The 21964-nt window shown below is 37.4% G+C and carries 20 protein-coding genes and 3 pseudogenes; 7 read left to right on the top strand and 16 right to left on the bottom strand.

Annotated elements, in window-relative coordinates:
* Positions 1 to 376 precede the first annotated feature (376 nt).
* Both parE and parC read left to right on the top strand, forming a co-directional pair.
* A complete protein-coding gene (parE, locus tag V6Z54_RS17495) occupies positions 377 to 2344 on the top strand; it encodes a DNA topoisomerase IV subunit B (RefSeq protein WP_039178939.1) in 1968 nt (655 codons plus the stop codon).
* 2 nt (positions 2345 to 2346) lie between these two features.
* On the top strand, positions 2347 to 4785 hold the full coding sequence (gene parC / locus V6Z54_RS17490; RefSeq protein WP_041085138.1) for a DNA topoisomerase IV subunit A: 2439 nt from the start codon (positions 2347 to 2349) through the stop codon (positions 4783 to 4785).
* Positions 4786 to 4839: 54 nt separating this feature from the next.
* Here parC and V6Z54_RS17485 read toward each other — a convergent pair whose 3' ends face one another.
* The 3 genes from V6Z54_RS17485 to V6Z54_RS17475 all read right to left on the bottom strand — a co-directional run bounded on the left by V6Z54_RS17485 (position 4840) and on the right by V6Z54_RS17475 (position 6711).
* The gene (locus V6Z54_RS17485) at positions 4840 to 4965 is read right to left on the bottom strand and encodes a hypothetical protein (RefSeq protein WP_254966705.1); all 126 of its coding nucleotides are present in this window, start codon (positions 4963 to 4965) and stop codon (positions 4840 to 4842) included.
* 43 nt (positions 4966 to 5008) lie between these two features.
* The gene (locus V6Z54_RS17480) at positions 5009 to 5344 is read right to left on the bottom strand and encodes a hypothetical protein (protein WP_039178946.1); all 336 of its coding nucleotides are present in this window, start codon (positions 5342 to 5344) and stop codon (positions 5009 to 5011) included.
* Between the two features lie 194 nt (positions 5345 to 5538).
* On the bottom strand, positions 5539 to 6711 hold the full coding sequence (locus V6Z54_RS17475) for an MFS transporter (RefSeq protein WP_041085139.1): 1173 nt from the start codon (positions 6709 to 6711) through the stop codon (positions 5539 to 5541).
* A gap of 849 nt (positions 6712 to 7560) precedes the next feature.
* Here V6Z54_RS17475 and V6Z54_RS17470 point away from each other — a divergent pair.
* Entirely contained in the window at positions 7561 to 8280 is a 720-nt protein-coding gene (locus V6Z54_RS17470) for a DUF421 domain-containing protein (protein WP_041085140.1), read from the top strand.
* A gap of 193 nt (positions 8281 to 8473) precedes the next feature.
* On the opposite strand, the gene V6Z54_RS17465 is transcribed toward V6Z54_RS17470, so the two are convergent.
* The gene (locus tag V6Z54_RS17465) at positions 8474 to 9139 is read right to left on the bottom strand and encodes a TrkA family potassium uptake protein (RefSeq protein WP_035700953.1); all 666 of its coding nucleotides are present in this window, start codon (positions 9137 to 9139) and stop codon (positions 8474 to 8476) included.
* Positions 9140 to 9269: 130 nt separating this feature from the next.
* Between V6Z54_RS17465 and V6Z54_RS17460 the strand changes: the two genes are divergently transcribed.
* Positions 9270 to 10607, top strand: coding sequence for a TrkH family potassium uptake protein (locus V6Z54_RS17460; protein ID WP_218677493.1), 1338 nt, complete (start codon positions 9270 to 9272; stop codon positions 10605 to 10607).
* A 63-nt stretch (positions 10608 to 10670) separates the two neighbouring features.
* Here V6Z54_RS17460 and arsC read toward each other — a convergent pair whose 3' ends face one another.
* The 3 genes from arsC to V6Z54_RS17445 are packed head-to-tail and all read right to left on the bottom strand — an operon-like array spanning position 10671 to position 12730.
* Complete coding sequence (arsC, locus tag V6Z54_RS17455; protein WP_338527548.1) at positions 10671 to 11090, bottom strand: arsenate reductase (thioredoxin); 420 nt, start codon at positions 11088 to 11090, stop codon at positions 10671 to 10673.
* Positions 11091 to 11104: 14 nt separating this feature from the next.
* Entirely contained in the window at positions 11105 to 12403 is a 1299-nt protein-coding gene (locus V6Z54_RS17450) for an arsenical efflux pump membrane protein ArsB (protein ID WP_041085144.1), read from the bottom strand.
* 12 nt (positions 12404 to 12415) lie between these two features.
* Positions 12416 to 12730 (bottom strand): metalloregulator ArsR/SmtB family transcription factor, encoded by a 315-nt coding sequence (locus V6Z54_RS17445; protein ID WP_073980004.1) that lies wholly within the window; start codon positions 12728 to 12730, stop codon positions 12416 to 12418.
* Between the two features lie 239 nt (positions 12731 to 12969).
* Between V6Z54_RS17445 and V6Z54_RS17440 the strand changes: the two genes are divergently transcribed.
* Complete coding sequence (locus V6Z54_RS17440) at positions 12970 to 13293, top strand: metalloregulator ArsR/SmtB family transcription factor (protein WP_034325125.1); 324 nt, start codon at positions 12970 to 12972, stop codon at positions 13291 to 13293.
* A gap of 60 nt (positions 13294 to 13353) precedes the next feature.
* The gene (locus V6Z54_RS17435; protein ID WP_269103446.1) at positions 13354 to 14652 is read left to right on the top strand and encodes an NAD(P)-binding domain-containing protein; all 1299 of its coding nucleotides are present in this window, start codon (positions 13354 to 13356) and stop codon (positions 14650 to 14652) included.
* A 376-nt stretch (positions 14653 to 15028) separates the two neighbouring features.
* On the opposite strand, the pseudogene V6Z54_RS17430 reads toward V6Z54_RS17435, so the two are convergent.
* Positions 15029 to 15273 (bottom strand): annotated as a pseudogene (locus tag V6Z54_RS17430) (aldehyde dehydrogenase family protein); the annotation flags it as partial.
* Between the two features lie 6 nt (positions 15274 to 15279).
* Between V6Z54_RS17430 and V6Z54_RS17425 the strand changes: the two are divergent.
* A pseudogene (locus tag V6Z54_RS17425) lies at positions 15280 to 15540 on the top strand (MFS transporter); the annotation flags it as partial.
* A 116-nt stretch (positions 15541 to 15656) separates the two neighbouring features.
* Here the strand turns inward: V6Z54_RS17425 and V6Z54_RS17420 are convergent.
* From V6Z54_RS17420 to V6Z54_RS17385, 8 genes and pseudogenes are all read right to left on the bottom strand, one after another.
* On the bottom strand, positions 15657 to 16370 hold the full coding sequence (locus V6Z54_RS17420; RefSeq protein WP_338527547.1) for a lactate utilization protein C: 714 nt from the start codon (positions 16368 to 16370) through the stop codon (positions 15657 to 15659).
* Positions 16370 to 17794 carry a LutB/LldF family L-lactate oxidation iron-sulfur protein gene (locus V6Z54_RS17415; protein WP_338527546.1) on the bottom strand — a complete coding sequence of 475 codons (1425 nt, stop codon included), beginning with the start codon at positions 17792 to 17794 and terminating at the stop codon, positions 16370 to 16372. The genes V6Z54_RS17420 and V6Z54_RS17415 overlap by 1 nt, the downstream gene beginning before the upstream one ends.
* Before the next feature lie 21 nt (positions 17795 to 17815).
* Positions 17816 to 18532, bottom strand: a complete 717-nt coding sequence (locus V6Z54_RS17410; RefSeq protein ID WP_338527545.1) for a (Fe-S)-binding protein — start codon at positions 18530 to 18532, stop codon at positions 17816 to 17818.
* Between the two features lie 258 nt (positions 18533 to 18790).
* Positions 18791 to 19262: pseudogene (locus V6Z54_RS17405) on the bottom strand (L-rhamnose isomerase); the annotation flags it as partial.
* Entirely contained in the window at positions 19255 to 19500 is a 246-nt protein-coding gene (locus V6Z54_RS17400; protein ID WP_338527544.1) for an FGGY family carbohydrate kinase, read from the bottom strand. The pseudogene V6Z54_RS17405 and the gene V6Z54_RS17400, both read right to left, overlap by 8 nt.
* A gap of 25 nt (positions 19501 to 19525) precedes the next feature.
* Positions 19526 to 19696 carry a hypothetical protein gene (locus V6Z54_RS17395; protein ID WP_306745606.1) on the bottom strand — a complete coding sequence of 57 codons (171 nt, stop codon included), beginning with the start codon at positions 19694 to 19696 and terminating at the stop codon, positions 19526 to 19528.
* Positions 19697 to 19834: 138 nt separating this feature from the next.
* Positions 19835 to 20803 carry an AraC family transcriptional regulator gene (locus tag V6Z54_RS17390; protein WP_041085152.1) on the bottom strand — a complete coding sequence of 323 codons (969 nt, stop codon included), beginning with the start codon at positions 20801 to 20803 and terminating at the stop codon, positions 19835 to 19837.
* A gap of 282 nt (positions 20804 to 21085) precedes the next feature.
* Complete coding sequence (locus V6Z54_RS17385) at positions 21086 to 21949, bottom strand: sugar phosphate isomerase/epimerase (RefSeq protein ID WP_041085153.1); 864 nt, start codon at positions 21947 to 21949, stop codon at positions 21086 to 21088.
* Positions 21950 to 21964: the final 15 nt, after the last annotated feature.

Raw genomic sequence — 21964 nt, 5'->3', positions numbered from 1 at the left:
TGTTGCAGAAATATATTTGCGATTCTAGAAGAAAGCGATAAAATAAGGCGACAGGGACATATCGGCGGCCTTGCATATCGAGAAAAAGAGCGATAAGATAAAAATAGAACATTTGTTCTGTTTTGCTAAAACCATCATATGATTGCATTTGGCTTATGAAACAGTCTTGTTTATAATGGACTTCTAGTTCTGATTGCAGAATGTAGAATGATTCTCATAGCTGTGCAAAAGAGCATGTATTGGTGAATCCCACATGCATGGTGATGATGCAGCTTATTAAAGTGGACAGTAATGAGCAGCATGATCATCATTAAAATCTAGAGAGATCATTTGATGATTAGCCGGTTATGTTTGTTAGTGAAAGGGGATTAAGCATTTGGTTAAAAAGCAGCAAGTAGATTATAACGATGATTCTATTCAGGTGCTAGAGGGGCTTGAAGCGGTCCGTAAACGTCCAGGGATGTATATTGGATCTACGGATTCACGCGGTCTTCATCACCTTGTCTATGAGATTGTAGACAACTCTGTCGATGAAGTGCTCGCTGGCCATGGAGATCATATCATTGTCAAAATACATAAAGATAACAGCATTTCCGTCCAAGATAAAGGTCGGGGAATGCCTACTGGTATGCATAAGCTTGGAAAACCGACACCTGAGATCATTTTAACGGTCCTGCACGCAGGCGGAAAATTTGGTCAAGGTGGATATAAAACAAGTGGTGGACTTCACGGAGTTGGGGCATCGGTTGTGAACGCGCTGTCAGAATGGCTTACTGTCACGATTGAACGGGACGGATTTATTTATCATCAGCGCTTTGAAAACGGCGGTAAACCTGTCACATCACTTGAAAAAGTCGGAAAATCGAAAAAAACGGGAACACTGATTCATTTTAAGCCGGACCCAACCATGTTCAGTGTTACGACCTATAATTTCGATACATTATCAGAGCGTTTAAGAGAATCTGCCTTTTTATTAAAAGGGTTAAAAATAGAGCTGATCGATGAACGGCATGATGTACAAGAAACGTTTTATTATGAGACAGGCATTGAAGCCTTTGTTGCTTATCTAAATGAAGAAAAAGATGTTCTAAGTGAAGTCGTCTCATTTGAAGGAGAGCATCAGTCCATTGAAGTAGATTTTGCTTTTCAATTTAACGATGGCTACTCGGAGAATATCCTTTCCTTTGTCAATAACGTCAGAACAAAAGATGGCGGAACACATGAGTCTGGTGCCAAAACGGCCATGACGAGAGCCTTTAACGAATATGCACGCAAAGTGGCTCTTTTAAAAGAAAAAGACAAAAATTTAGAAGGCACTGATATTCGCGAAGGACTATCTGCTATTATTTCTGTCAGAATTCCTGAAGAGTTGCTTCAATTCGAAGGGCAGACAAAAGGAAAGCTTGGGACAAGTGAGGCTCGTTCAGCTGTTGATGCTGTTATTTCTGAAAAACTTGCGTATTTCCTTGAAGAAAACCGGGAAACAGCCACTCTTCTTGTGAAAAAGGCGATTAAAGCGCAGCAGGCAAGAGAAGCTGCTAGAAAAGCCCGTGAAGAAGCGAGGAGCGGCAAGAAACGTAAAAAATCTGAAGCAACGCTGAGCGGAAAATTAACACCAGCCCAATCTAGAAACCCAGCAAGAAACGAACTATATCTAGTAGAGGGTGACTCAGCGGGCGGGTCAGCAAAACAGGGACGTGACCGTAAATTCCAAGCGGTTCTGCCACTGCGCGGAAAGGTCATCAATACTGAAAAAGCAAAGCTTGCTGATATTTTCAAAAACGAAGAAATCAACACCATTATTCATGCAATTGGTGGAGGCGTCGGTGTCGATTTTAATGTGGAAGACATCAATTATGACAAAATCGTGATCATGACAGATGCGGATACGGATGGAGCGCATATTCAAGTGCTTCTCTTAACATTCTTCTACCGCTATATGAAGCCGCTGATTGAGCATGGCAAAGTGTTTATTGCACTCCCGCCTTTATATAAAGTCAGCAAAGGCTCAGGGAAAAAAGAAATTATTGAGTACGCATGGTCTGATGAAGAAATGGATGACGTATTGAAGAAAGTTGGAAAAGGGTACACGATTCAGCGCTACAAAGGGTTAGGTGAAATGAATGCCGACCAGCTATGGGAAACGACAATGAATCCAGAATCGAGAACACTTGTCAGGGTCAAAATTGATGATGCTGCACGTGTGGAACGCCGCGTCACAACTTTAATGGGTGACAAAGTAGAACCACGCCGTAAATGGATTGAAAAGAATGTCGCCTTTGGACTTGATGAGGAAAGCAACATTCTTGAAAATGAAAACTTGTCGCTAGCTGAGGAGGTTTAAACATGGCACAACAAGAACGATTTCATGATTTACCATTAGAAGAAGTAATCGGCGACCGGTTTGGGCGCTATAGTAAATATATTATCCAAGACCGTGCGCTTCCAGATGCACGTGATGGTCTAAAACCTGTACAACGAAGAATTTTATATGCGATGTACGCAGAAGGAAATACGCAGGATAAAAACTTCCGTAAAGCCGCTAAAACAGTCGGTAATGTGATTGGTAACTATCATCCGCACGGGGACTCATCTGTTTATGAAGCGATGGTAAGAATGAGTCAGGAATGGAAAGTACGAAATGTGCTGATTGAAATGCACGGAAATAACGGGAGTATTGATGGAGATCCGCCTGCTGCCATGCGTTATACGGAAGCAAGGCTGTCTGCTATTGCCTCAGAGCTTTTAAAGGACCTAGACAAGGAAACGGTCGAATTTGTCGCAAACTTTGATGATACAAGCAAAGAGCCAGTTGTATTACCAGCGATGTTCCCAAACCTTCTCGTGAATGGATCAACAGGGATTTCAGCTGGGTATGCGACAGATATCCCGCCGCATCACTTGGGAGAAGTCATTGATGGCGTTATTAAACGAATCGAACAGCCGCATTGTACGGTTGAGGATTTAATGACGGTCATCAAAGGGCCAGATTTCCCAACAGGCGGTATCATTCAAGGTGTAGACGGTATTAAGAAGGCGTATGAAACAGGAAAAGGGAAGATCATGATTCGCGGCAAAGCGGAGATTGAAACCATCCGCGGCGGACGCCAGCAAATCGTGATCACAGAAATTCCTTACGAAGTGAATAAAGCCAACCTTGTCAAAAAGATGGACGAGTTCCGAATTGAGAGAAAAGTAGAAGGTATTTCAGAGGTCCGAGATGAAACAGACCGTACTGGGCTTCGAATCGTAGTAGAGCTGAAAAAAGAAGCAGATGCAAATGGTGTGCTGAATTTCTTATATAAAAACTCAGATCTGCAAATCCCATATAACTTTAATATGGTAGCGATACATAACCGAAGACCGACCTTAATGACGCTGACAACTGTACTTGATGCATATATTGCCCATCAAAAAGAAGTGGTGACGAACCGCTCAGCGTACGAGCTTCGAAAAGCGAAGGAACGCCACCATATTGTCGACGGCTTAATTAAGGCACTTTCCATCTTAGATGAAGTCATTGCCACAATCCGTTCCTCTAATGATAAGCGAGATGCAAAGAACAACTTGATGGCGAAATATGACTTTACAGAAGCACAATCAGAAGCGATTGTTTCACTCCAGTTATATCGTTTAACGAATACAGATATTACGCAATTAAGAGACGAAGCAAGAGAGCTTGATGTGCGCATCGCAGAGCTTGAAGACATTTTAGCGAACGAGAAAAAGCTGCTGAAGGTCATTACAAACAGCCTGAAAAAGCTCAAAAAGACATATGCTGATGAGAGAAGATCCGTCATTGAGGAAAAAATCGAAGAAATTAAGATTAACCTTGAAGTGATGATTGCATCTGAGGATGTTTACGTGACAGTCACGAAGGATGGTTACATCAAACGAACAAGCCAGCGCTCCTATGCTGCCTCTAACGGTAAGGACTTTGGTATGAAGGATACTGACCGTTTGATTCATCAGTTTGAAATGAATACAACGGATGTACTTCTGCTGTTTACGAATAAAGGAAGCTACATTTATTGTCCTGTTCACCAGCTGCCAGATATACGCTGGAAAGACATGGGGCAGCATATTACGAATATCATTTCGATTGATCGCGAGGAATCAATCCAAAAAGCCATTCCAATAAAAGAATTTGATGAAACGTCATATCTTTTATTCTTTACTAAAGGCGGAATGGTGAAGAAAACAGAGCTTCTTCAATATAAAGCGCAGCGTTATTCGAAACCGCTTGTCGCCTTGAATCTAAAAGGTGACGATGAACTCGTAGATGTTCATGTCACATCAGGACAGCAGGAATTGTTTATTGCAACGAAAAATGGTTACGGTTTATGGTTTGATGAAGAAGAAGTAAGTGTTGTTGGACCGAGAGCGGCAGGTGTCAAAGGTATCAACTTGAAGGAAGGGGACGAGGTAGTCTCTGGCCAGATCATTGATCCGAAGAACGATGTCCTTGTGCTCACAACACAAAGAGGGGCAGTAAAGCGAATGAACCTCTCTGAATTTGATAAAACATCAAGAGCGAAACGCGGAGTTCTTATGCTGAGAGAATTAAAGAAAAACCCGCACCGTATTGTAGCTGTGATCGCTGCAGCGCTGCACGATACACTTGAGATAGATACCGAAAAAGGTACAACGATTCCACTTGATATTTCTACTTTAAGAGCAAATGACCGCTATAGCAATGGATCATTTATTGTAGATGAGGAAGAGCAGGGAGAAGTGACTCATGTCCTTCTGACACCTGAACGTGCACCAGATGACAATAAATAAGCAAACGAAAACCCCCTGCGACTGGCAGGGGGTTTCTTTTTATATACAGGTCAATTAGCTCTCGTGGTTGCCAAACATGCTTGTAATAGCGTGCACTACTTCGATTCCTTGGTAGACGAAAAGAGAAAGTGAAGTGACAGAGAATAGACCTAGAATGAAAATTCTTAAGAAAAATAACATCGTGTAAAACCTCCCAATTTTTGTTTTGATTTAGATGGTTGGGTTAAACACGAGCTTGTCGGAAATAAGAAGATTGATAGAACACTGCAAGTAAATGCTTCTTTTTCCGGTCAAATCGATCAGTATGAGTGATGCGTGCAAATCCAGCTGTCATACTGCCAATAATCAGCAGTGCTGTAAATGCGGCAAATACTGCGCTCACATGTTTTTGTTTCTTTTCATCGCCCATTGTCTGGACGATTTTCATTTCATGTGATTCTTGATCGGCAACCACCTTCGCATGATGGTATACCTGAACGGAATGAGGCATTGAGAACAAATGAAAACTTGCAAGTGCTATGCATAAAACACCTAATTTTAATAGCATATTTTTTTTCATTTTTCTCACCCCTTCCTGGTTATTTTCATGATCTTACCACGTTTTCAGTTATTTGAAAAGTCTTATTTTTTTACTTTCCCTCTTTAAAAAAGCGATAAACATCACGACATCTATAGGACTGTTTCACTTCATGAAAGGTTTCAATTTTATTTTTTAAATTTAAAAAAAGTGCCATGATCAAGGATCAGACACTTTTATTGAGCTTGTAATGAATGTGGTTTTGCTACAGCTTTAGTAAAGATTCCTGCAATACATATGGCAAATAGAACAAAGATAAAGGCATGAAGCAGTCCAACTTGATTAGCAAGTAGCCCTAAAATAGGAGGGCCGGAAAGGGAGGCTGTGTAACCTGATAAGGTCACAATACTAACACGTTTGACAGCGTACCGGCTATCATCGCCAGCTGCAGAAATGGTCAGCGGAAAGCCTAAAGATGCGCCAAGTCCCCATAAAAAGATCGATATCATACATACAACAAGTGAAATCTTTAAAATGACTAAGAATAGTCCGGCAGCTGCTGATAAAATGGCCACTCTTAGCAATAACACTCTGCCAAAACGATCAATCAATCGTCCGCTGATCAGTCTGCCGCTAATCATGCCGCATAAAAACAAAGCATAGATGACCGTACTCATGGAATGTGAAACTTGGTAGCCATCCACCATTGCAAGTGGAATCCAATCATTGGCCGAGCCTTCGACAAACGCAAGACATAAGGCAATCATCGCAAGAGATATCGTACGTTTGTTCAGCCATGCTGTTTGAGCAGGCTCAACTGTATCTGACTGCTTCTCATGCTGATCTTTTCCTGTCCCATGCGGGATAAATCGTGTACAAATCAATATGCTGAGGAAGAATAGAAGGGCAATAGCGAGAAGGTGCATCAATACAGAAACCCCTAGATGGATAAAAAGAATACCAGCACCTGCTCCAATTAACGTCCCAATGCTAAAGGAAGCGTGCAATATTGGCAGAATGGTTTTCTTGATGCTGTACTCAATCTCTGTTCCTTCTAAGTTCATCGCTACATTACACATACCAGAGCCTGCTCCAAAAAGAAAAAGACCAGAAGTGACGACAAAGATAGAAGAGAAGGTTGAACCAATTGCAAGGGTAGTAAATCCAAGGAACATCAAAAAAGCACTGATCTCAATCGCCACTCGGCCGCCTTTTTTTCGGACGAATACATTTGAAAGAACAAGCCCAACAATTGAACCAACAGATAAACCGAGTAAAATAAGTCCCATTGTTCCTGTGTTTGCTTGTAATAAATCTCTAACTTCCGGTGTCCGTGAAAACCATGTAGAAATGGAGATTCCAGACATCGTAAAGATCACAATAATTGCTTTATACCACTTTAATTCCATCTAATCCCTCACATTTAAAGATATATATGTTATTGAACAAATCTACTCGATTATAAATGAGACTTGCTGATTCGTAAATAACAGGAGGGAGGAACGTGATGAAAAAATGTTGGCCAAAAGAAATTTCTTTTAGTGAGAGGAGTGAAATTGATGGACACTGATTAATGAGCATTTTTCAGATGTTTTGACATATTAGAACGTTAAAAAGCATTGATTTGGTAAACACAATCCAACATCGACCTGAGCTATAATGAACGATTGATAGCAAAGCTCATAGCATCTGGCGCTGTTGTGACAAAAAACGTTACTGAGCAATGGTTTATCACTGTGAAATCCTGTGAATATTATCAAAGCATGTTATCAGATGAATTAATAAAAAAATGGATTTTTTCTTTCTTGTCTCAATAAGATAAGTATACTTAGTTTTGAGACAAAGGAAATCCATTTTTAGTTTAACTTCCTAGAATATATATTATGTAAACTAAAAAGAAAATATAAAGGTGAATTTAGATCAATTATTTTATACCCTTCTTTCTTTCTATACATGTTTCCAATGATAATTACGCCTTTTACTTGCTTGAACAGCTCCCTTGTCTCTATGACAAAAATTCAATCATGTTCTTTCCTCCCATCAGTGGTCTTCATTATCAAAGTTTATTTACATGAAATCTGTATCAATTTACCATGATAAAAAAACGTTCTAACCATAAAATAAGAACTCTCCTTACCATTATCCAAAAAGTTAAGAAAGGTTGTTGAGTGATTGAAGATGAAAAACAAATTGATCATTCCAAATATCGCCTCATCTACTAGAGAATTGGGGCTTAGATACAATGGTGATAATAAATAATGGAAACATTAATGGAAATCTTAAAGGTGTATGGAAGGATCATTACTATCATCCCCTGTCTTTTAATTATGACATTGTTTATGGGAAAACGGGCCATCGGAGAAGTGCCTGTATTTGATTTCTTGATCATTATTGTACTTGGTGCTGTGGCAGGGGCAGATATCGCTGATCCGGATATTCCTCATGTGTATACATTTTTATCAATAATAGCTATAGGGGTCTTACAAATTATTGTATCAAAATTGAAATTAAAACACCGAGCTTTTGGACGAATGATAACATTTGAACCAACTATTGTTATCCGAAATGGTGTTTTTATTGTAGGAAATCTAAAAAAAATCCGATATTCCTTAGATAATGTCTTACAAATGTTAAGAGAAAAAGATATTTTTGATGTAAATGATGTAGAGATAGCCTTAATCGAACCAAATGGGAAACTAACGGCTTTTAAAAAACCACATAAATTGACTATTACTGCAGAGGATTTAGGAATTAAAAAAGCATCTGATAATATTGCTTATCCTGTTATTATTGAAGGTAACATAGAAAATCAGATTCTCACTCAATTACATTTAAATGAACAGTGGCTTATTCAGGAGTTACAGAAGAAAGATCTGAAAATGGGTGATATTTTTTATGCATCTGTTAATGCGAACCATGAATTGCACGTATCATTAAATAGTCACCACAAATCCTTTAAGCCTGAGATAAATCATTAGTCTAACTTTTTTGTATATCCAGTACTGCTTGTAGAAATTCTCCAATAGCAATTAATCATCACTCCCCTTCACCCTGTAAACGTTTAAAAGAGCGATGTGCAATGTCGTATGCTACGACATCATAAGTCCTCCAAATAGGCTTTAGGCGAACTCCATCGCCCCGTTCACAGATGTATTGGACTTAGGGTGATAATTAACCTTGTAATTCATTTCTTTCAAAACGAGCGATATCTTTCATTGCTCCAATTACAATTAAGATATCGTTTTTCTGAATTTGTTCATGAGCAAGCGGGGAAATAATCACTTCTTTCCCTCGTTTGATAGCTACAATATTGATTTGATATCTTGCTCTAATATCAAGGTCAAGTAATGACTGATTTTCTAAATGGCCGTTTGCTTCAACCTCAATTAGTCCATATTCATCAGATAACTCCAAGTATTCGATGACATTATTTGTAATGATTTTATGCGCGATTCTTTTCCCCATATCTCTTTCTGGATGAACAACTCGATCGGCCCCAATTTTATTTAGTAACTTTTCATGGTAGTCGTTTTGTGCTTTTACCGTTACCAGCTTAACACCAAGTTCCTTTAATATAATGGTTGTTAAAATACTAGCCTGGATGTTTTCACCTATAGCCACTATGACATGATCAAAGTTTCGCATTCCTAAGTTTTTCAATACGGCTTCATCTGTTGAATCGCCAATGACTGCATGCGAAGCGATTTGCGCATATTCGTTTACACGATCTTCATTTAGATCTATAGCTAGCACTTCAAGTCCCTCTTCACTTAATGCTTTACATATACTTCCCCCGAAACGACCTAACCCGATAACAGCAAATTCTTTTTTTGGCATTTTAATGACTCCTTTTGTTGTCGATCAAATCTTTTCTCTATTTAAATAAAAACATCATAGATAAACATTCCTATCCCTATTCGTTATATAATAACATTAAAATTTCAAGTGAGTGAAAGTAGGATAGGAAATGTTTAAATACGATCATTTTTTAAAGAAACCAGTAAAATTAACGCCTCCTCAAATTTTATTGTTTGGATTTTTGACGGTCATAGTGATAGGGGCTTTTATTTTAACTCTACCAATCTCCACTGTTGAATCCATCTCAATCATTGATGCTTTCTTCACAGCTGTTTCCGCTACAACCGTTACAGGTTTAGCTGTGGTTGATACTGGAACAACCTTTACTTTATTCGGACAAATTATCATTATGCTGATGATACAAATTGGTGGGCTTGGTTTTCTAACTTTAGCTGTCATGGTCATTTTGTTATTTGGTAAAAAGGTAGGTTTACGAGAGAGATTATTGGTTCAAGAGGCTTTTAATCTGACAAATATAGGCGGTATTGTACGTCTTATAAAGGTTTTGTTTATCTTTTCAATAACATTCGAGTTAATGGCTACGTGTATATTATCATTTCGGTGGATACCGGAATATGGTTTTTTTAAAGGGATGTATATCAGTTTATTTCATGCCATTTCTGCTTTTAATAACGCTGGTTTTTCTCTTTTTTCAAATAGTTTGATGGACTATGTACATGATCCACTAATTAATTTGACCATCACCTTCCTGTTTATCATTGGTGGTCTTGGATTTACAGTGATATTTGACATTTGGAATAAGCGGAGATTTAAATTGTTATCAATCCATTCGAAACTGATGATCATAGGAACCCTCATAACAAATGGTGTTGCGCTTTTACTCATCTTTTTAATGGAATTTGGAAACCCACATACTCTAGGTTCTATGAATCTTCTTGATAAATTTTGGGCCTCTTATTTTCAAGCTGTAACACCAAGAACTGCGGGTTTTAATTCGCTTGATATAGCACATATGCATGAAAGCTCTTTAACTCTTATGATGCTTCTTATGTTTATTGGTGCGGGAAGTGCGTCCACAGGAAGCGGGATTAAGTTAACAACGATGATGATCATTTTGATCTCTGTCCTGCATTTTCTGAAAGGGAATAAAGAACCGGTTATCTATAGACGTACAATAAAACATGATGTAGTTATTAAGGCATTATCTATTAGTTTTATCAGTTTATGTTTTGTGTTTATCACTATTTTTTTATTGACTATGACTGAAAAAGCTCCTTTTATTGATATTGTCTTTGAAACTTTCTCAGCATTTGGTACGGTAGGTCTTTCAATGGGGTTGACTCCGGATTTAACGTTTTTAGGTAAGGTTATTCTGGCGATCCTTATGTTTATTGGTAGAGTAGGTTCTCTCACCATCGTATTTATCTTTATGAAACGAACGAGAAGCCCAATACGTTATCCTGAGGGAGAAGTATTTGTCGGTTAAAGTTAAAATAAACTTTAATGGATTCACCATGCTGAAGGTGAATCCATTTTTCATTATAAGAAGTTACTTTCCAGTCTCGGCAAACTGTTTCAATCGATCTCCAATTTCATCTCTTACCCTTTGGAAAAATGACCACTTCTCTTCTTCTGTTCCTTCTGCTTTTGCTGGATCATCAAAGCCCCAATGGACACGTTTGACATGAGGTGGAGTCATCGGGCATTTATCAGCTGCGTCACCGCATAGTGTTACGACCAAGTCAGCGTCATTTAATATCTTCTGATCAATCAGGTCAGACGTTTGATGAGAAATATCAATCCCTATTTCATTCATTGCTTTTACAGCATTCGGGTTTAATCCATGAGCTTCAATACCAGCGCTATAGACCTTCCACTCATCTCCAAGATGTTTTTTAGCCCAACCTTCAGCCATTTGACTGCGGCAAGAATTACCGGTACATAAAAAGTAAATTCTTTTCTTTGACATGTTGATCGTCTCCTTTAATGTATAATCAATAGCCAGAAATACAAAGCTAAAAGTGTAATGAATAGTGTTGGTACAGTTAAAATGACCCCTATTCTGAAATATGTCCCCCAGGAAATCTTCACACCTTTTTGAGAAAGAACATGAAGCCACAGTAGTGTTGCTAAGGAGCCAATGGGCGTAATTTTTGGTCCTAAATCAGAACCAATGACATTTGCGTATATTAACGCTTCTCTCATCATTCCCTGTGTATCGGTACCGGATATAGCTAATGCATCGATCATGACCGTCGGCATATTATTCATGACAGATGAAAGAATCGCTGCGATAAATCCCATACCAAGAGTTCCTGCAAATAAACCTTGATCTGCTACAGCTTGAATCACGCTTGAAAGAGCATCAGTAAGCCCTGCATTTCGCATGCCATAGACAACAACGTACATACCTATGGAAAAGAAAACGATCGCCCACGGTGCTTCTTTTAAAACGCTTTTTGTTTGAACAGCAGGGCTTTTTTGTGCAATGGCCAAAAATAAAATGGCAATCACACCAGCTATGACCGATACAGGTATAGATAAAAATTCGCTTGTAAAATAACCAATCAACAAAAAAGCTAATATATACCAAGATAATCTAAACATCTTTGGATCTTTTATTGCTTCACTCGGGTGTTTTAAATCATTCATATCATAGCGTTTAGGTATACTCTTTCTAAAGAAAAGGTACAGTACAGTGATACTCGCAAGCAATGAAAAAAGGTTTGGAACAACCATTCTGTATGCATATTCAATAAACGTAATGTTAAAATAGTCGGCTGTTACAATGTTCACTAAATTACTAACGACAAGGGGCAGCGAAGTTGTGTCTGCAATAAACCCACTCGCGATAATAAAAGGGAATACTATTTTTTCATTGAAGTTTAATGCTCTGACCATGGCTAAAACAATGGGTGTCAAAATAAGTGCTGCACCATCGTTTGCAAATAAAGCAGCGACGATTGCACCAAGGATGGTCACATACACAAACATACGCAGCCCACTGCCTTTTGCAGCTTTTGCCATATGCAATGCTGCCCATTCAAAAAAGCCAATTCGATCAAGTATGAGTGAAATGACGATAATGGCGACAAAAGCTAAAGTCGCATTCCAAACAATGCCAGTCACGGTGATCACATCGTCAACATTCACAACACCTACGATTAATGCTAAAATAGCTCCTCCACAAGCGGACCACCCTATGGATAAATTTTTTGGCTGCCAAATAACCAATACCAAAGTTAACAAAAATATGATTAATGATAAAACGGCAAAACTCAAACCCATCCCTCCTTACGAACAAGAAATGTTTGTTGCTTTATGTTGTACACTTTTTAAAAGGTCATCTTCTTTATCAATTTGATTTAAGATGATACGAAGCGTCTCAAATTCTGGACACAGTGTATTGATTGAATAATAACGCCACTGCCCTTTTCTGTTTTCATGAACAAATCCAGCTTTTTTTAATTTTCGTAAATGCTGACTAATCGCTGGTTGACTCATTTCGAACATATCTACCAGTTCACAAACACAATATTCTTTCTCCAAAAACAATTTCATCATGATCAGTCTTGTTTGATCACTGAGTATTTTTAAACAATTCGACATATGTGTCACACCAATTGAAACATCTGCAGTCACAATGATTACCCCCTCTTTTCAACTATTGGTGTCGGTCCCTGTTATCAACTCCTTCAACAGTATATAACTGAAAACTTATATAATCAATTGATTATATGAATTTAAACAAAAATTTATTCTCGTGAAAATTATCGATTGATTTTCTTTTTAATTTATTTTATGATTTATTCATCAAAAAAAATTGATTAATGAAAAAGGAGAATTCTATGTCCCTTTCCTTTCCCTTAGAAAATAAACAGCTAGTGGATACATTTGAGCATTACGAACTGAAGTTCAAAGCATTATCTGATAAAAAAAGGCTGCATTTATTAAACGTTCTTTGCGAAAACGGCCCTACTTGTGTTTGTGATCTAATTGAGCAATTTCAGATGACACAATCTAAATTGTCATATCATTTAAAAATCTTATTGGATGCAGATTTAATCACAAAAGAAACAAGAGGTACATGGAGCTATTATTCATTAAATGAAAAAGAAGTGAATCATTTACTTTCACCAGAGCTATGTTGCTTATTTCGCCCTTCTTGCTAGGAAGGGAATTATTTTTAATTAATTGATCAAAAAAATTTGATTTATAAGGAGCTACATAAAATGAAAGAAAATTTACCAGTAGTTATTATTGGCGGCGGCCCAGTTGGTATTGCTGCAGCTGCACATCTTATTAAAAGAAATGAATCTTTTCTCTTGTTTGAATCAGGCAAACAAATTGGGAATCATTTTTTAGATTATGGACATGTACGCCTGTTTTCACCATGGGAGTTTAATATTGATCAAGCTGCAAGGGAATTGCTAGAAAAACACCAGATCCCCCTTCCTTGTAAAGATGAACTCCCATTAGGAAAAGAAATTGTTACCCAATATCTAAGACCACTAACTGAACTACCAGAAATGAAGCCACATATTTATTTAAATAGCCCAGTTCTCCATGTTGGCAAAAAAGGTGTTGATAAAGTCAAAACAAAAGACAGAGATCTAGTGCCTTTTATCATTCGAGTGAAATTAAATAATCAAGAAGAAAAAACTTACGAGGCAAAGGCAGTTATAGATGCCACTGGTACGTGGAAAAACCCTAACCCAATAAATGCTGAAGGGATTATGACAGAAAATGAAAAAAGAGTTGCTGATCGAATTTATTATGGCATTCCTGATATTTTAAATCGCGATCTGATTCGGTATCAGAATAAAACAGTTGCAGTGGTTGGCAGTGGGCATTCTGCTGTTAACTCTTTGCTCGAGCTGGCAGAGCTAAAAGAGACATCAAAAAACACAGAAATCATATGGATTTTAAGAAAGCGGGATATTAGTGAGGTATTTGGAGGAGAAAACAATGATCAATTGCCTGCAAGAGGTCAATTAGGTATTAGATTGAGACATATTTTAGATAATGGATTAGTAAGGGTATTCCCTTCAATGTTGATTCAAAATATTGAACAAACTTATAATAGCAAATTAAAAATCATTGGCATCCAGAATAAAGAAGAAATAACAATTGATAATTTAGATGAAGTGATTGCGAATACTGGAGCAAGACCTGACTTTAAATTCCTAAGAGAAATTCGCCATACATTTGATTCAGCATTAGAGTGCGTTTCTGATTTAGCCAACCTGATCGATCCTAACATACATAGTTGCGGTACTGTAAGACCACATGGAGAAAAAGAATTGAGACAACCAGAAACAAATTTTTATATCATTGGTTCCAAAAGTTATGGAAGAGCACCTACATTTTTATTAGCCACCGGTTATGAGCAGGCTCGATCTGTTGTTGCTTATATGACTGGTGATAAAGAGTCTGCTGAGCGTGTAGAACTTAAGTTACCTGAAACGGGTGTTTGTAAAGTTGCTTTAAAACCTAAAGTTGTGAAAACGTCTTGTTGTATTGATGGATAAATAAAAAGCAGGTAATATTTTTTCCATCGCCATTACATCAACATAATGATTATCGATTCTCCCTTGTTCTTTGAATATGCTACCCCATCGATTTATATAAACTTTGTCCTAATTCATTTAATGGGAAGTTGAATAAAACAATTTTATGTATTTGAGATTTAACTGCTTCTTTATATTAGATAAGAGTCCCTTACCAATCCCTTTCCCCCTTTGATTACGGCTGATATATAGATAAATCAGCAACCCCCACTTTCACTTAGGGATGAAAAAGACCAAAAGAGTTTAATCTTTTGGTCTTTAATACGCGTCTCATTAAATGATAAAACAGCTGTTTATTGATAAATCCTATGGAATATTAAGTTATCTTTCTCTTATCTTATTTTTTGTTTGGGTTATGCTGCATATAAACAACATGAGTTTGTAAAAATTCTTCTAAACCGTGTTTACCATCTGCTCCGCCAATTCCAGATTCTTACGACCCGCGTGGAATCCCTGAATGGCTTCAAAGTTTTCACGGTTAATGTATGTTTCACCGAATAGTAACTCATTTGCAGCACGCATCGCTGTATCTAAATTCTGTGTAAAGATAGATGATGTTAGTCCGTATTGGCAATCATTCGCAGGACTGCAGCTGGTTTTGGTGCTCAAGCATTTTATGGTCTTTGGTCAAGTGAGTTATTTCATACAAAATACCGTGCAAAGGCACAAGGATTCCTTTTTTGTACAGCGCGTGTAGCCGTCGGCCTTATATCACTTGTAATTCCAACGATGATTTCTACATTTATGATTGGGTTCCTAGTAATTGCTGCAATTATTGGATTAGTAATGGCACCAGAAACAAGAAGAAAGTCATTAAAAGAAATTGAAAAGGAACGATACAGCGCTTAAGAGAATATACTAAAATAAGAAAATAGCCAAGCTTTCTTTGAGAAGCTTGGCTATTTTTTTCTGCTCTCCCCTGCTTTAATTAAACCAACAACTTTTATCTTTTTCTCCAACCATCCTCAGACAATTAAATAAAAAGCTTTTAAAGGTCCATGCACACCCACGACCAAATTCATTTCGATATCTGCAGAATTGCTTGGTCCCGAAATAAAGTGAATACAAGAAGCAACAGCTTCTCCCTTTTCCACACGTTGGTTTAGGTCAAAGACAGCCTGTGTAATACGTGCCACAATCGTTTCACGCGGGATAATTGTGACATAGACAGTTGGCAAAAAGTGAAGTGCTCGCCCTTGTCCCTCATGAGTTTTTACAACAATTGTTCCTGACTCCGCAAGTGCATAGTCACTGAATGTAATACCAAAATTGGCTTTTTCGGCGAGGGAATGATTCGCTTCACGTCCTTTTTTTGAATCCCATACATTTACCTCTATATTTTCTGCCGGCCATTCTTTTTCAAGTAAATCTGTTAAGCCATATTCTTTAAAACGTGAGTCTTGGGTTATCATCACAGGCCCCCCGCCATGTTCAGAAACAATTTTCTTTAAAGATTCAGCTAAGTGATCTTTTGTTGTTTCAAAAACAGTAGTATGAATTTTGCTGCAGTGCTCTGTGAATGCAGCGATTAACTCTTTTTCTGTATAACCTTTCATTACATCCCAGTTTACGTTATTCTTCCATTCTGGTCGTACAACACCACTTATTCGTCTTTCACGTCCCAGTTGTTTAGCCACATGATTTAAAAAAACTTCCTGATTTTGAGCTGTTCCTCTCATTATTTTCCCCCACCTTTTTTATGATCATCAAACCAGTCTCGAAAACGTTCTTTACTTGGTGCTGGAAATTCTCGAATTTCAGTCCAATTTTTTAATGGGCCAATTCCTTTGGAGACGCGATCTCCAGATACAATGGGCATCATAGCTGTAGGTGCCATTTTTGTACCTAGTTTGTATAGAGCAGCAGATGATGCTCCCATTCCAAACATTTTCATCGCGAGTTTCTCAGCAAGAGGAGCACGTCCTTCTTTTTCAACAATTACTTGACGATGTTTTAAAAGTAGTTCGTGTAGCGGAATTTTAACTGGACAAGCATCAGTACATGCTGCACAAAGAGTTGATGCATATGGCAGTTCTTTATAATCGTCATATCCACCTAATAGTGGACTTAATACTGCACCAATTGGCCCCGGATAGATAGAGCCATAAGAATGTCCTCCGACATGACGATATACTGGACATACATTAATACATGCTGCACAGCGGATGCATTGTAATACTTGCTGGAACTCAGACCCTAAGATTTCAGAACGGCCGTTATCAACAACAACAAGGTGAAAGTCTTCTGAACCATCTGCCTCTTCTTCATATTTAGGCCCTACTGTCGTAATGTAACTAGTTAATTTCTGCCCTACTGCACTTCTGCAAAGCAACCCAACGAGTACATCCAGCTCCTCCATTGTCGGTACAAGACGTTCCATTCCCATTACAGCAATTTGTGTTTTAGGAATGGCTGTTACAAGGTCTGCATTTCCTTCATTGGTCACTAAACAAATTGATCCTGTATTTGCAACGGCAAAGTTACAACCAGTAACACCGATTTCTGCTTCAAGAAATTTTTCGCGCAGGATTTTACGAACAAATTTTGTCATTTCGTAAGGATCCTCCGACTTTCCATAACCCAGCTTTTCTTGAAATACATCACGAATTTGTTCTTTTTTCATATGAAGAGCTGGCGCTACGATGTGGGAAGGTGGTTCATGATCATCAACTTGCAAAATGTATTCGCCTAGGTCACTTTCTACTACTTCACAACCTATGTCTTCTAAAGTTTTATTCATTTCGATTTCTTCGGTTACCATTGATTTGGATTTAACGACTTTCTTGGCTTGTTTATTTTCTGCAACTTCCTTAATGTATTGAGCAGCGTCCTCTTTTGTTTTCGCAAAAAAGACATGTCCCCCACGTTTTGTAACATTTTCACTTAATTGCATTAAGTAATAATCTAAGTTCTCCAGCGTGTGTTGACGGATTTGCTCGCCTAAATCGCGCCATTCTTCCCAGTTCCCAAGCTCTTCACTAGCTGCCAAACGACGTGTATACAGGCGTTCTTGAGCTGTAGACACAGCTTCACGCATTGTAGAATCTTGGATTCCTTTATCGATACGTTCATTAAATTTTTTATCACTAATTTTCATGCTCATGCCTTGTTCCCCCCCCTCGAATTAACGGCTATTTAATACCTCTGCAATATGCAGTACTCGCGCTGCTTTTCCTAAACGTTCTATTCGTCCTCCAATATTCATCAAACATCCACAATCTGCACTAATTAAATAGTCCGCACCTGTCTGCTCAACACTTTCTACTTTTTCGTCTACCATTTGTTCAGATATTGACATCATTTTCACAGAAAAAGTTCCACCAAATCCACAGCAATTTTGGGCGTTAGGAAGGTGCTCAACTTCTAATCCTTTTACATTAGAAAGCAGCGTAAAAGGTGCTTCCTTCACACCTAACAAACGTGTCATATGACAAGATGTATGATAGGTCGCTTTCCCTTTTAAACGTGCCCCTACATCTGTAACTTTTAAAACCTCTACAATAAATTGAGTTAGTTCATACGTTTTCTCAGCAAGACGTCTAGCTCGCTCCTCCCATTGAACATCTCCTTTGAATATATGTGGATATTCGTGGAACATCGTTGCACAAGAACCAGAGGGAGTCACTACATACTCTACATCTTCAAACGTTTGAATCATATTTTTTGCTGCTTGCTTGGCTTCGGCAACATAGCCACTATTATAGGCGGGCTGACCACAACATACTTGTGATGTAGGAAATGATACTTCACAACCAAGACGTTCAAGTATCTCAACTGTTGCCTTACCGACATGCGGCTGGAAAGTATCAATTAAACATGTAATAAATAAGCTCACTTTCATTTTCGAAACCTCCTCTTAACTAATATTTAGATTTACCTGGTCGGCTGATGACTGAAAAGTAAAAGCAGGTCCCTCTCTGTTTTGTATGTGAGATTGAATAGGCCCCTTCTCATTGTCGCATTTCAATTAACCCCATAGCACATATATACTAGAAAATAACCTATTAATCCTTGTAATATAAACAGGGGTATTGATCTATTAGACCCTCCCCCTGACTGAATCTCTTTGTAAATTTACTAGTTAGCTCTTCATGATTTTTTAGGCTAAAACAGAGTTTCTTTTTGTTAATACATCTTGCTCATATTGTTTCACTTCTTCCAGCCATGTTTCTTTTACAGGCACGCCCATTTTTTCACAATAGTAATCCCAGATTGCACCAAAAGGATACGTTTTGAATTCCTCTATTAATGCTAATCTTTCTGTAAAGTTTCCATCTTCCTGTAACTGTTTTAAATGTTCATTTGGTATTAACATTGCATATAGTAAATATTTAATCATGTTTCTTGTTCCAATTGTCCATGCTGCAACTCGGTTAATACTTGCATCAAAGAAATCAAGGCCAATCATCACTTTATCCAATGCTTGATTTTGAACAATTTCGAGACCAATTTCACGTAACTCATCATCCAGCGTCACAACATGATCACTGTCCCAGCGAACAGGACGAGAAACATGAAGGGCAAGCTTGTCACTGTAAAGCAGCATATTTGTTTGATACAGTTTCAGTCGGCCGGATGATTTTGTTTGATTGAATAAAGTTGATAAATCGTATTAAATTTTTGAAATTGAATTCCTGTCTCTAGATACAGACGTTCCTTCATGAATGTTTTAAAAACCTCATCCATCATCCCGTCTGTTCTCGAATCGCGATAGGCAACAAAATCTGTTAAAGGTTTGTTCCATTCATCTAGTAAAACAAAGTCTACTACCCATGTATCAATACCGATACTTTCTGGAGATAACCCCATTTCACTACATTGATGATTTCCCTTTTTATTTCTTCAAATAATCGATCAAGCTCCCAGCAAAACTGTCCATTTTTATGACCATTTTATTCTCGAAACGGTGGATTTCTTTTAGATTTAAAAGTCCATCTTTAAGATGACCCGCTATTAATCTTCCACTAGAAGCACCAATATCAACCGCTAAACAACATTTCTTCATTTTAATGACCCTTTTATAAAAGCGTTTGCTTACGTATTTATAATAAGCCAGCTAAAAGGAGAAAATAATGTCTAAAATTAATTATTTATTGTCCTTATTTGCAATTGTTTAAAATAAAAAAGAACTCTTAGCAGCATCTTATTTTTTTGCTAAATGTTCTCTAAATAGCTTTGGTGTCTGATGATATTTGTTTTTAAAAATCCGATAGAAATAACTTACATTATCATATCCAACTTGATCTATAACAGAGGCAATTGGCATATCTGTACTTTCAAGTAACTCTTTCGCTTTATTTAAACGTTTTTCTTGAAGTAATTCTTTAAATGTATAGTTGGTAGCCTTTTTAATCTCTTTACTTAAAGCATAATCGGGCTGTCTTAATTTTGAGGCTAATTCATTCAGTGATGCACTCTGGAAATGTTCATCAATATACTTTAATGATTCAACAATTAAATAATGTTGTATAGGATAGTCTTCTGTATGTTCGGCCTTATCAGCGTGTTTAATTAACTCCACAATTAAAAGACCCATATACAATTTAATGGTGGATTCAGACATAAAAGCAGGAGACATAATTTCAATCATCATTTTTTTTATTAATTCTTGAATGCTTTCTACTTCTGAAACTTTAAAGTAAAGGAATTGTCCATTTTGAGTACTGTTATATAAACTATTAATTAAGAAGTTACTAATTCTATTTTCAGTCGTTAAAAACGAAAAGATAAAATCGAAAAAATTAGGTAAAATGATAAAATTAATAATAATGTCTTCTTCTGCACAAGCTTGAGTTTCATGCTCAATATGCTGGTTTAAAAATAACAGCTCCCCTTGTTGCAAATTTATTCTTTGATTCCCTACTTTTTGGTTATACTCTCCATTGTAAACATAATTAATCTCAATGTAGTCGTGTTTATGTTTAGGAAAATCCACAAAGCGTGTATGTTTTCGAACCGTAATCATACTCTCTTTACTGAGAAATTTTTGACTTTCTATAATAAAATTAGACTGATTGGTATAAATGTCTTTATTTATCTCTCTTCTGTTTTGTAGAATCAGTTCCTCTTCATCTGTTATCTTTAATAATTGATTTAGAAGATCATGTTGCATAGGTTTCTCCTTTGTTTATAATCTTACTTCATTGTTTATTAGACTTCTTCACCCAAAGCCCACATACCTTTTTTCTTTTATAGAGTCTAACTCCTTGCTTATTAAAAAAAGACTACTTGAAGTAGTCTCCGTCTCAGCTTGTAGACTTTATCTACAAGCTGAAAGGAAGGACATTTCGTCCTTCCTTTCTTTTACCTGTTTGAGGTTATGTTTTTGCACCATCAATATATAGCTTATTCGGGTAAATTATCAATGAACTTTAACGGTCTTATAATCCTTACTTTAAATATGCAAACCTTGTTTAATCGATTTTAAAGTGATCTCATTCGACCATTCAGGACGGTCTGGATAAGCAAAAACCGCATTTGTGACAATTCCATCAAATTTCATTTCTCTTAATTTACGATACAAAGCGTCGAAGTTAATTTCCCCTTCCCCAGGGTTTAAGTGTTGATGAATGGTTACATTTGCATCAGGTGGATTTATGATATAGCGCAATCCAAAAGCTGCTTTATGATTGAGGGTATCCGCAATTAATACGTGAGCAAGAAGATCTCCAGCTTCCTCTAAATGTTTTGCGACATCACCGATCCCATCATCATAGAAAAAAGCATGGGGAACAGAATAGACTAGCTTAATCCAGTCTTTATCTAATGCTCTAATCATACGAATGGCTTCAGTGTTTAGTTCGATAAAATCATTAGGATGAGATTGGATGTTTAACTTGATGCCCTCTTGTTCAAATATAGGCATCAGCTCATCCATCGATTTCAAAAAAGCTGCTTCACTTTCAACAGGTCTGCTTTTATCACCACTGAACTCACTATTCATTAGATCCACTTCTAATTCTGAAGTAATCTCAATGCATCTTTTCCAATTCTTCACTGCTGCTTGTCGTTCTTGTTCATTTGGTGAAGACCATTGCTGGACAGGTAAAACAGAGGATATTTTCACCCCCGCATCTTTGCAGAACTTTTTTAAATCTTTGATCAGTTGTTTGTTCACCTTTGGATACTCATAAAACCAAATGAAGTCTTTACGAGGAGATAGCTCCACATATTCATAACCTAGTCGTGCTACTGTATCAATGGTGTCTTTTAGATTTGTATTGTCTCGATAATGTGATGGATCATAAACCAATCGCAATGATAAAACTCCTTT

This window comes from Bacillus sp. MAG717A, assembly GCF_036884855.1.
Taxonomy (GTDB): domain Bacteria; phylum Bacillota; class Bacilli; order Bacillales; family Bacillaceae; genus Bacillus; species Bacillus safensis.
This window is presented reverse-complemented; position numbering and strand designations above follow the sequence as displayed.

Excerpts from the sequence above, each read along its gene's own strand:
- V6Z54_RS17440 (WP_034325125.1), top strand. The coding sequence starts at position 12,970 with ATGTCCCTTTCCTTTCCCTTAGAAAATAAACAGCTAGTGGATACATTT.
- V6Z54_RS17470 (WP_041085140.1), top strand. The coding sequence starts at position 7,561 with ATGGAAACATTAATGGAAATCTTAAAGGTGTATGGAAGGATCATTACT.
- parC (WP_041085138.1), top strand. The coding sequence starts at position 2,347 with ATGGCACAACAAGAACGATTTCATGATTTACCATTAGAAGAAGTAATC.
- V6Z54_RS17435 (WP_269103446.1), top strand. The coding sequence starts at position 13,354 with ATGAAAGAAAATTTACCAGTAGTTATTATTGGCGGCGGCCCAGTTGGT.
- V6Z54_RS17420 (WP_338527547.1), bottom strand. The coding sequence starts at position 16,370 with ATGAGAGGAACAGCTCAAAATCAGGAAGTTTTTTTAAATCATGTGGCT.
- V6Z54_RS17395 (WP_306745606.1), bottom strand. The coding sequence starts at position 19,696 with ATGAAGAAATGTTGTTTAGCGGTTGATATTGGTGCTTCTAGTGGAAGA.
- V6Z54_RS17460 (WP_218677493.1), top strand. The coding sequence starts at position 9,270 with ATGTTTAAATACGATCATTTTTTAAAGAAACCAGTAAAATTAACGCCT.
- V6Z54_RS17480 (WP_039178946.1), bottom strand. The coding sequence starts at position 5,344 with ATGAAAAAAAATATGCTATTAAAATTAGGTGTTTTATGCATAGCACTT.
- V6Z54_RS17415 (WP_338527546.1), bottom strand. The coding sequence starts at position 17,794 with ATGAGCATGAAAATTAGTGATAAAAAATTTAATGAACGTATCGATAAA.
- V6Z54_RS17445 (WP_073980004.1), bottom strand. The coding sequence starts at position 12,730 with ATGTCGAATTGTTTAAAAATACTCAGTGATCAAACAAGACTGATCATG.
- V6Z54_RS17400 (WP_338527544.1), bottom strand. The coding sequence starts at position 19,500 with ATGGGGTTATCTCCAGAAAGTATCGGTATTGATACATGGGTAGTAGAC.
- V6Z54_RS17475 (WP_041085139.1), bottom strand. The coding sequence starts at position 6,711 with ATGGAATTAAAGTGGTATAAAGCAATTATTGTGATCTTTACGATGTCT.
- V6Z54_RS17485 (WP_254966705.1), bottom strand. The coding sequence starts at position 4,965 with ATGTTATTTTTCTTAAGAATTTTCATTCTAGGTCTATTCTCTGTCACT.
- V6Z54_RS17465 (WP_035700953.1), bottom strand. The coding sequence starts at position 9,139 with ATGCCAAAAAAAGAATTTGCTGTTATCGGGTTAGGTCGTTTCGGGGGA.
- V6Z54_RS17390 (WP_041085152.1), bottom strand. The coding sequence starts at position 20,803 with ATGCAACATGATCTTCTAAATCAATTATTAAAGATAACAGATGAAGAG.
- V6Z54_RS17410 (WP_338527545.1), bottom strand. The coding sequence starts at position 18,532 with ATGAAAGTGAGCTTATTTATTACATGTTTAATTGATACTTTCCAGCCG.
- arsC (WP_338527548.1), bottom strand. The coding sequence starts at position 11,090 with ATGTCAAAGAAAAGAATTTACTTTTTATGTACCGGTAATTCTTGCCGC.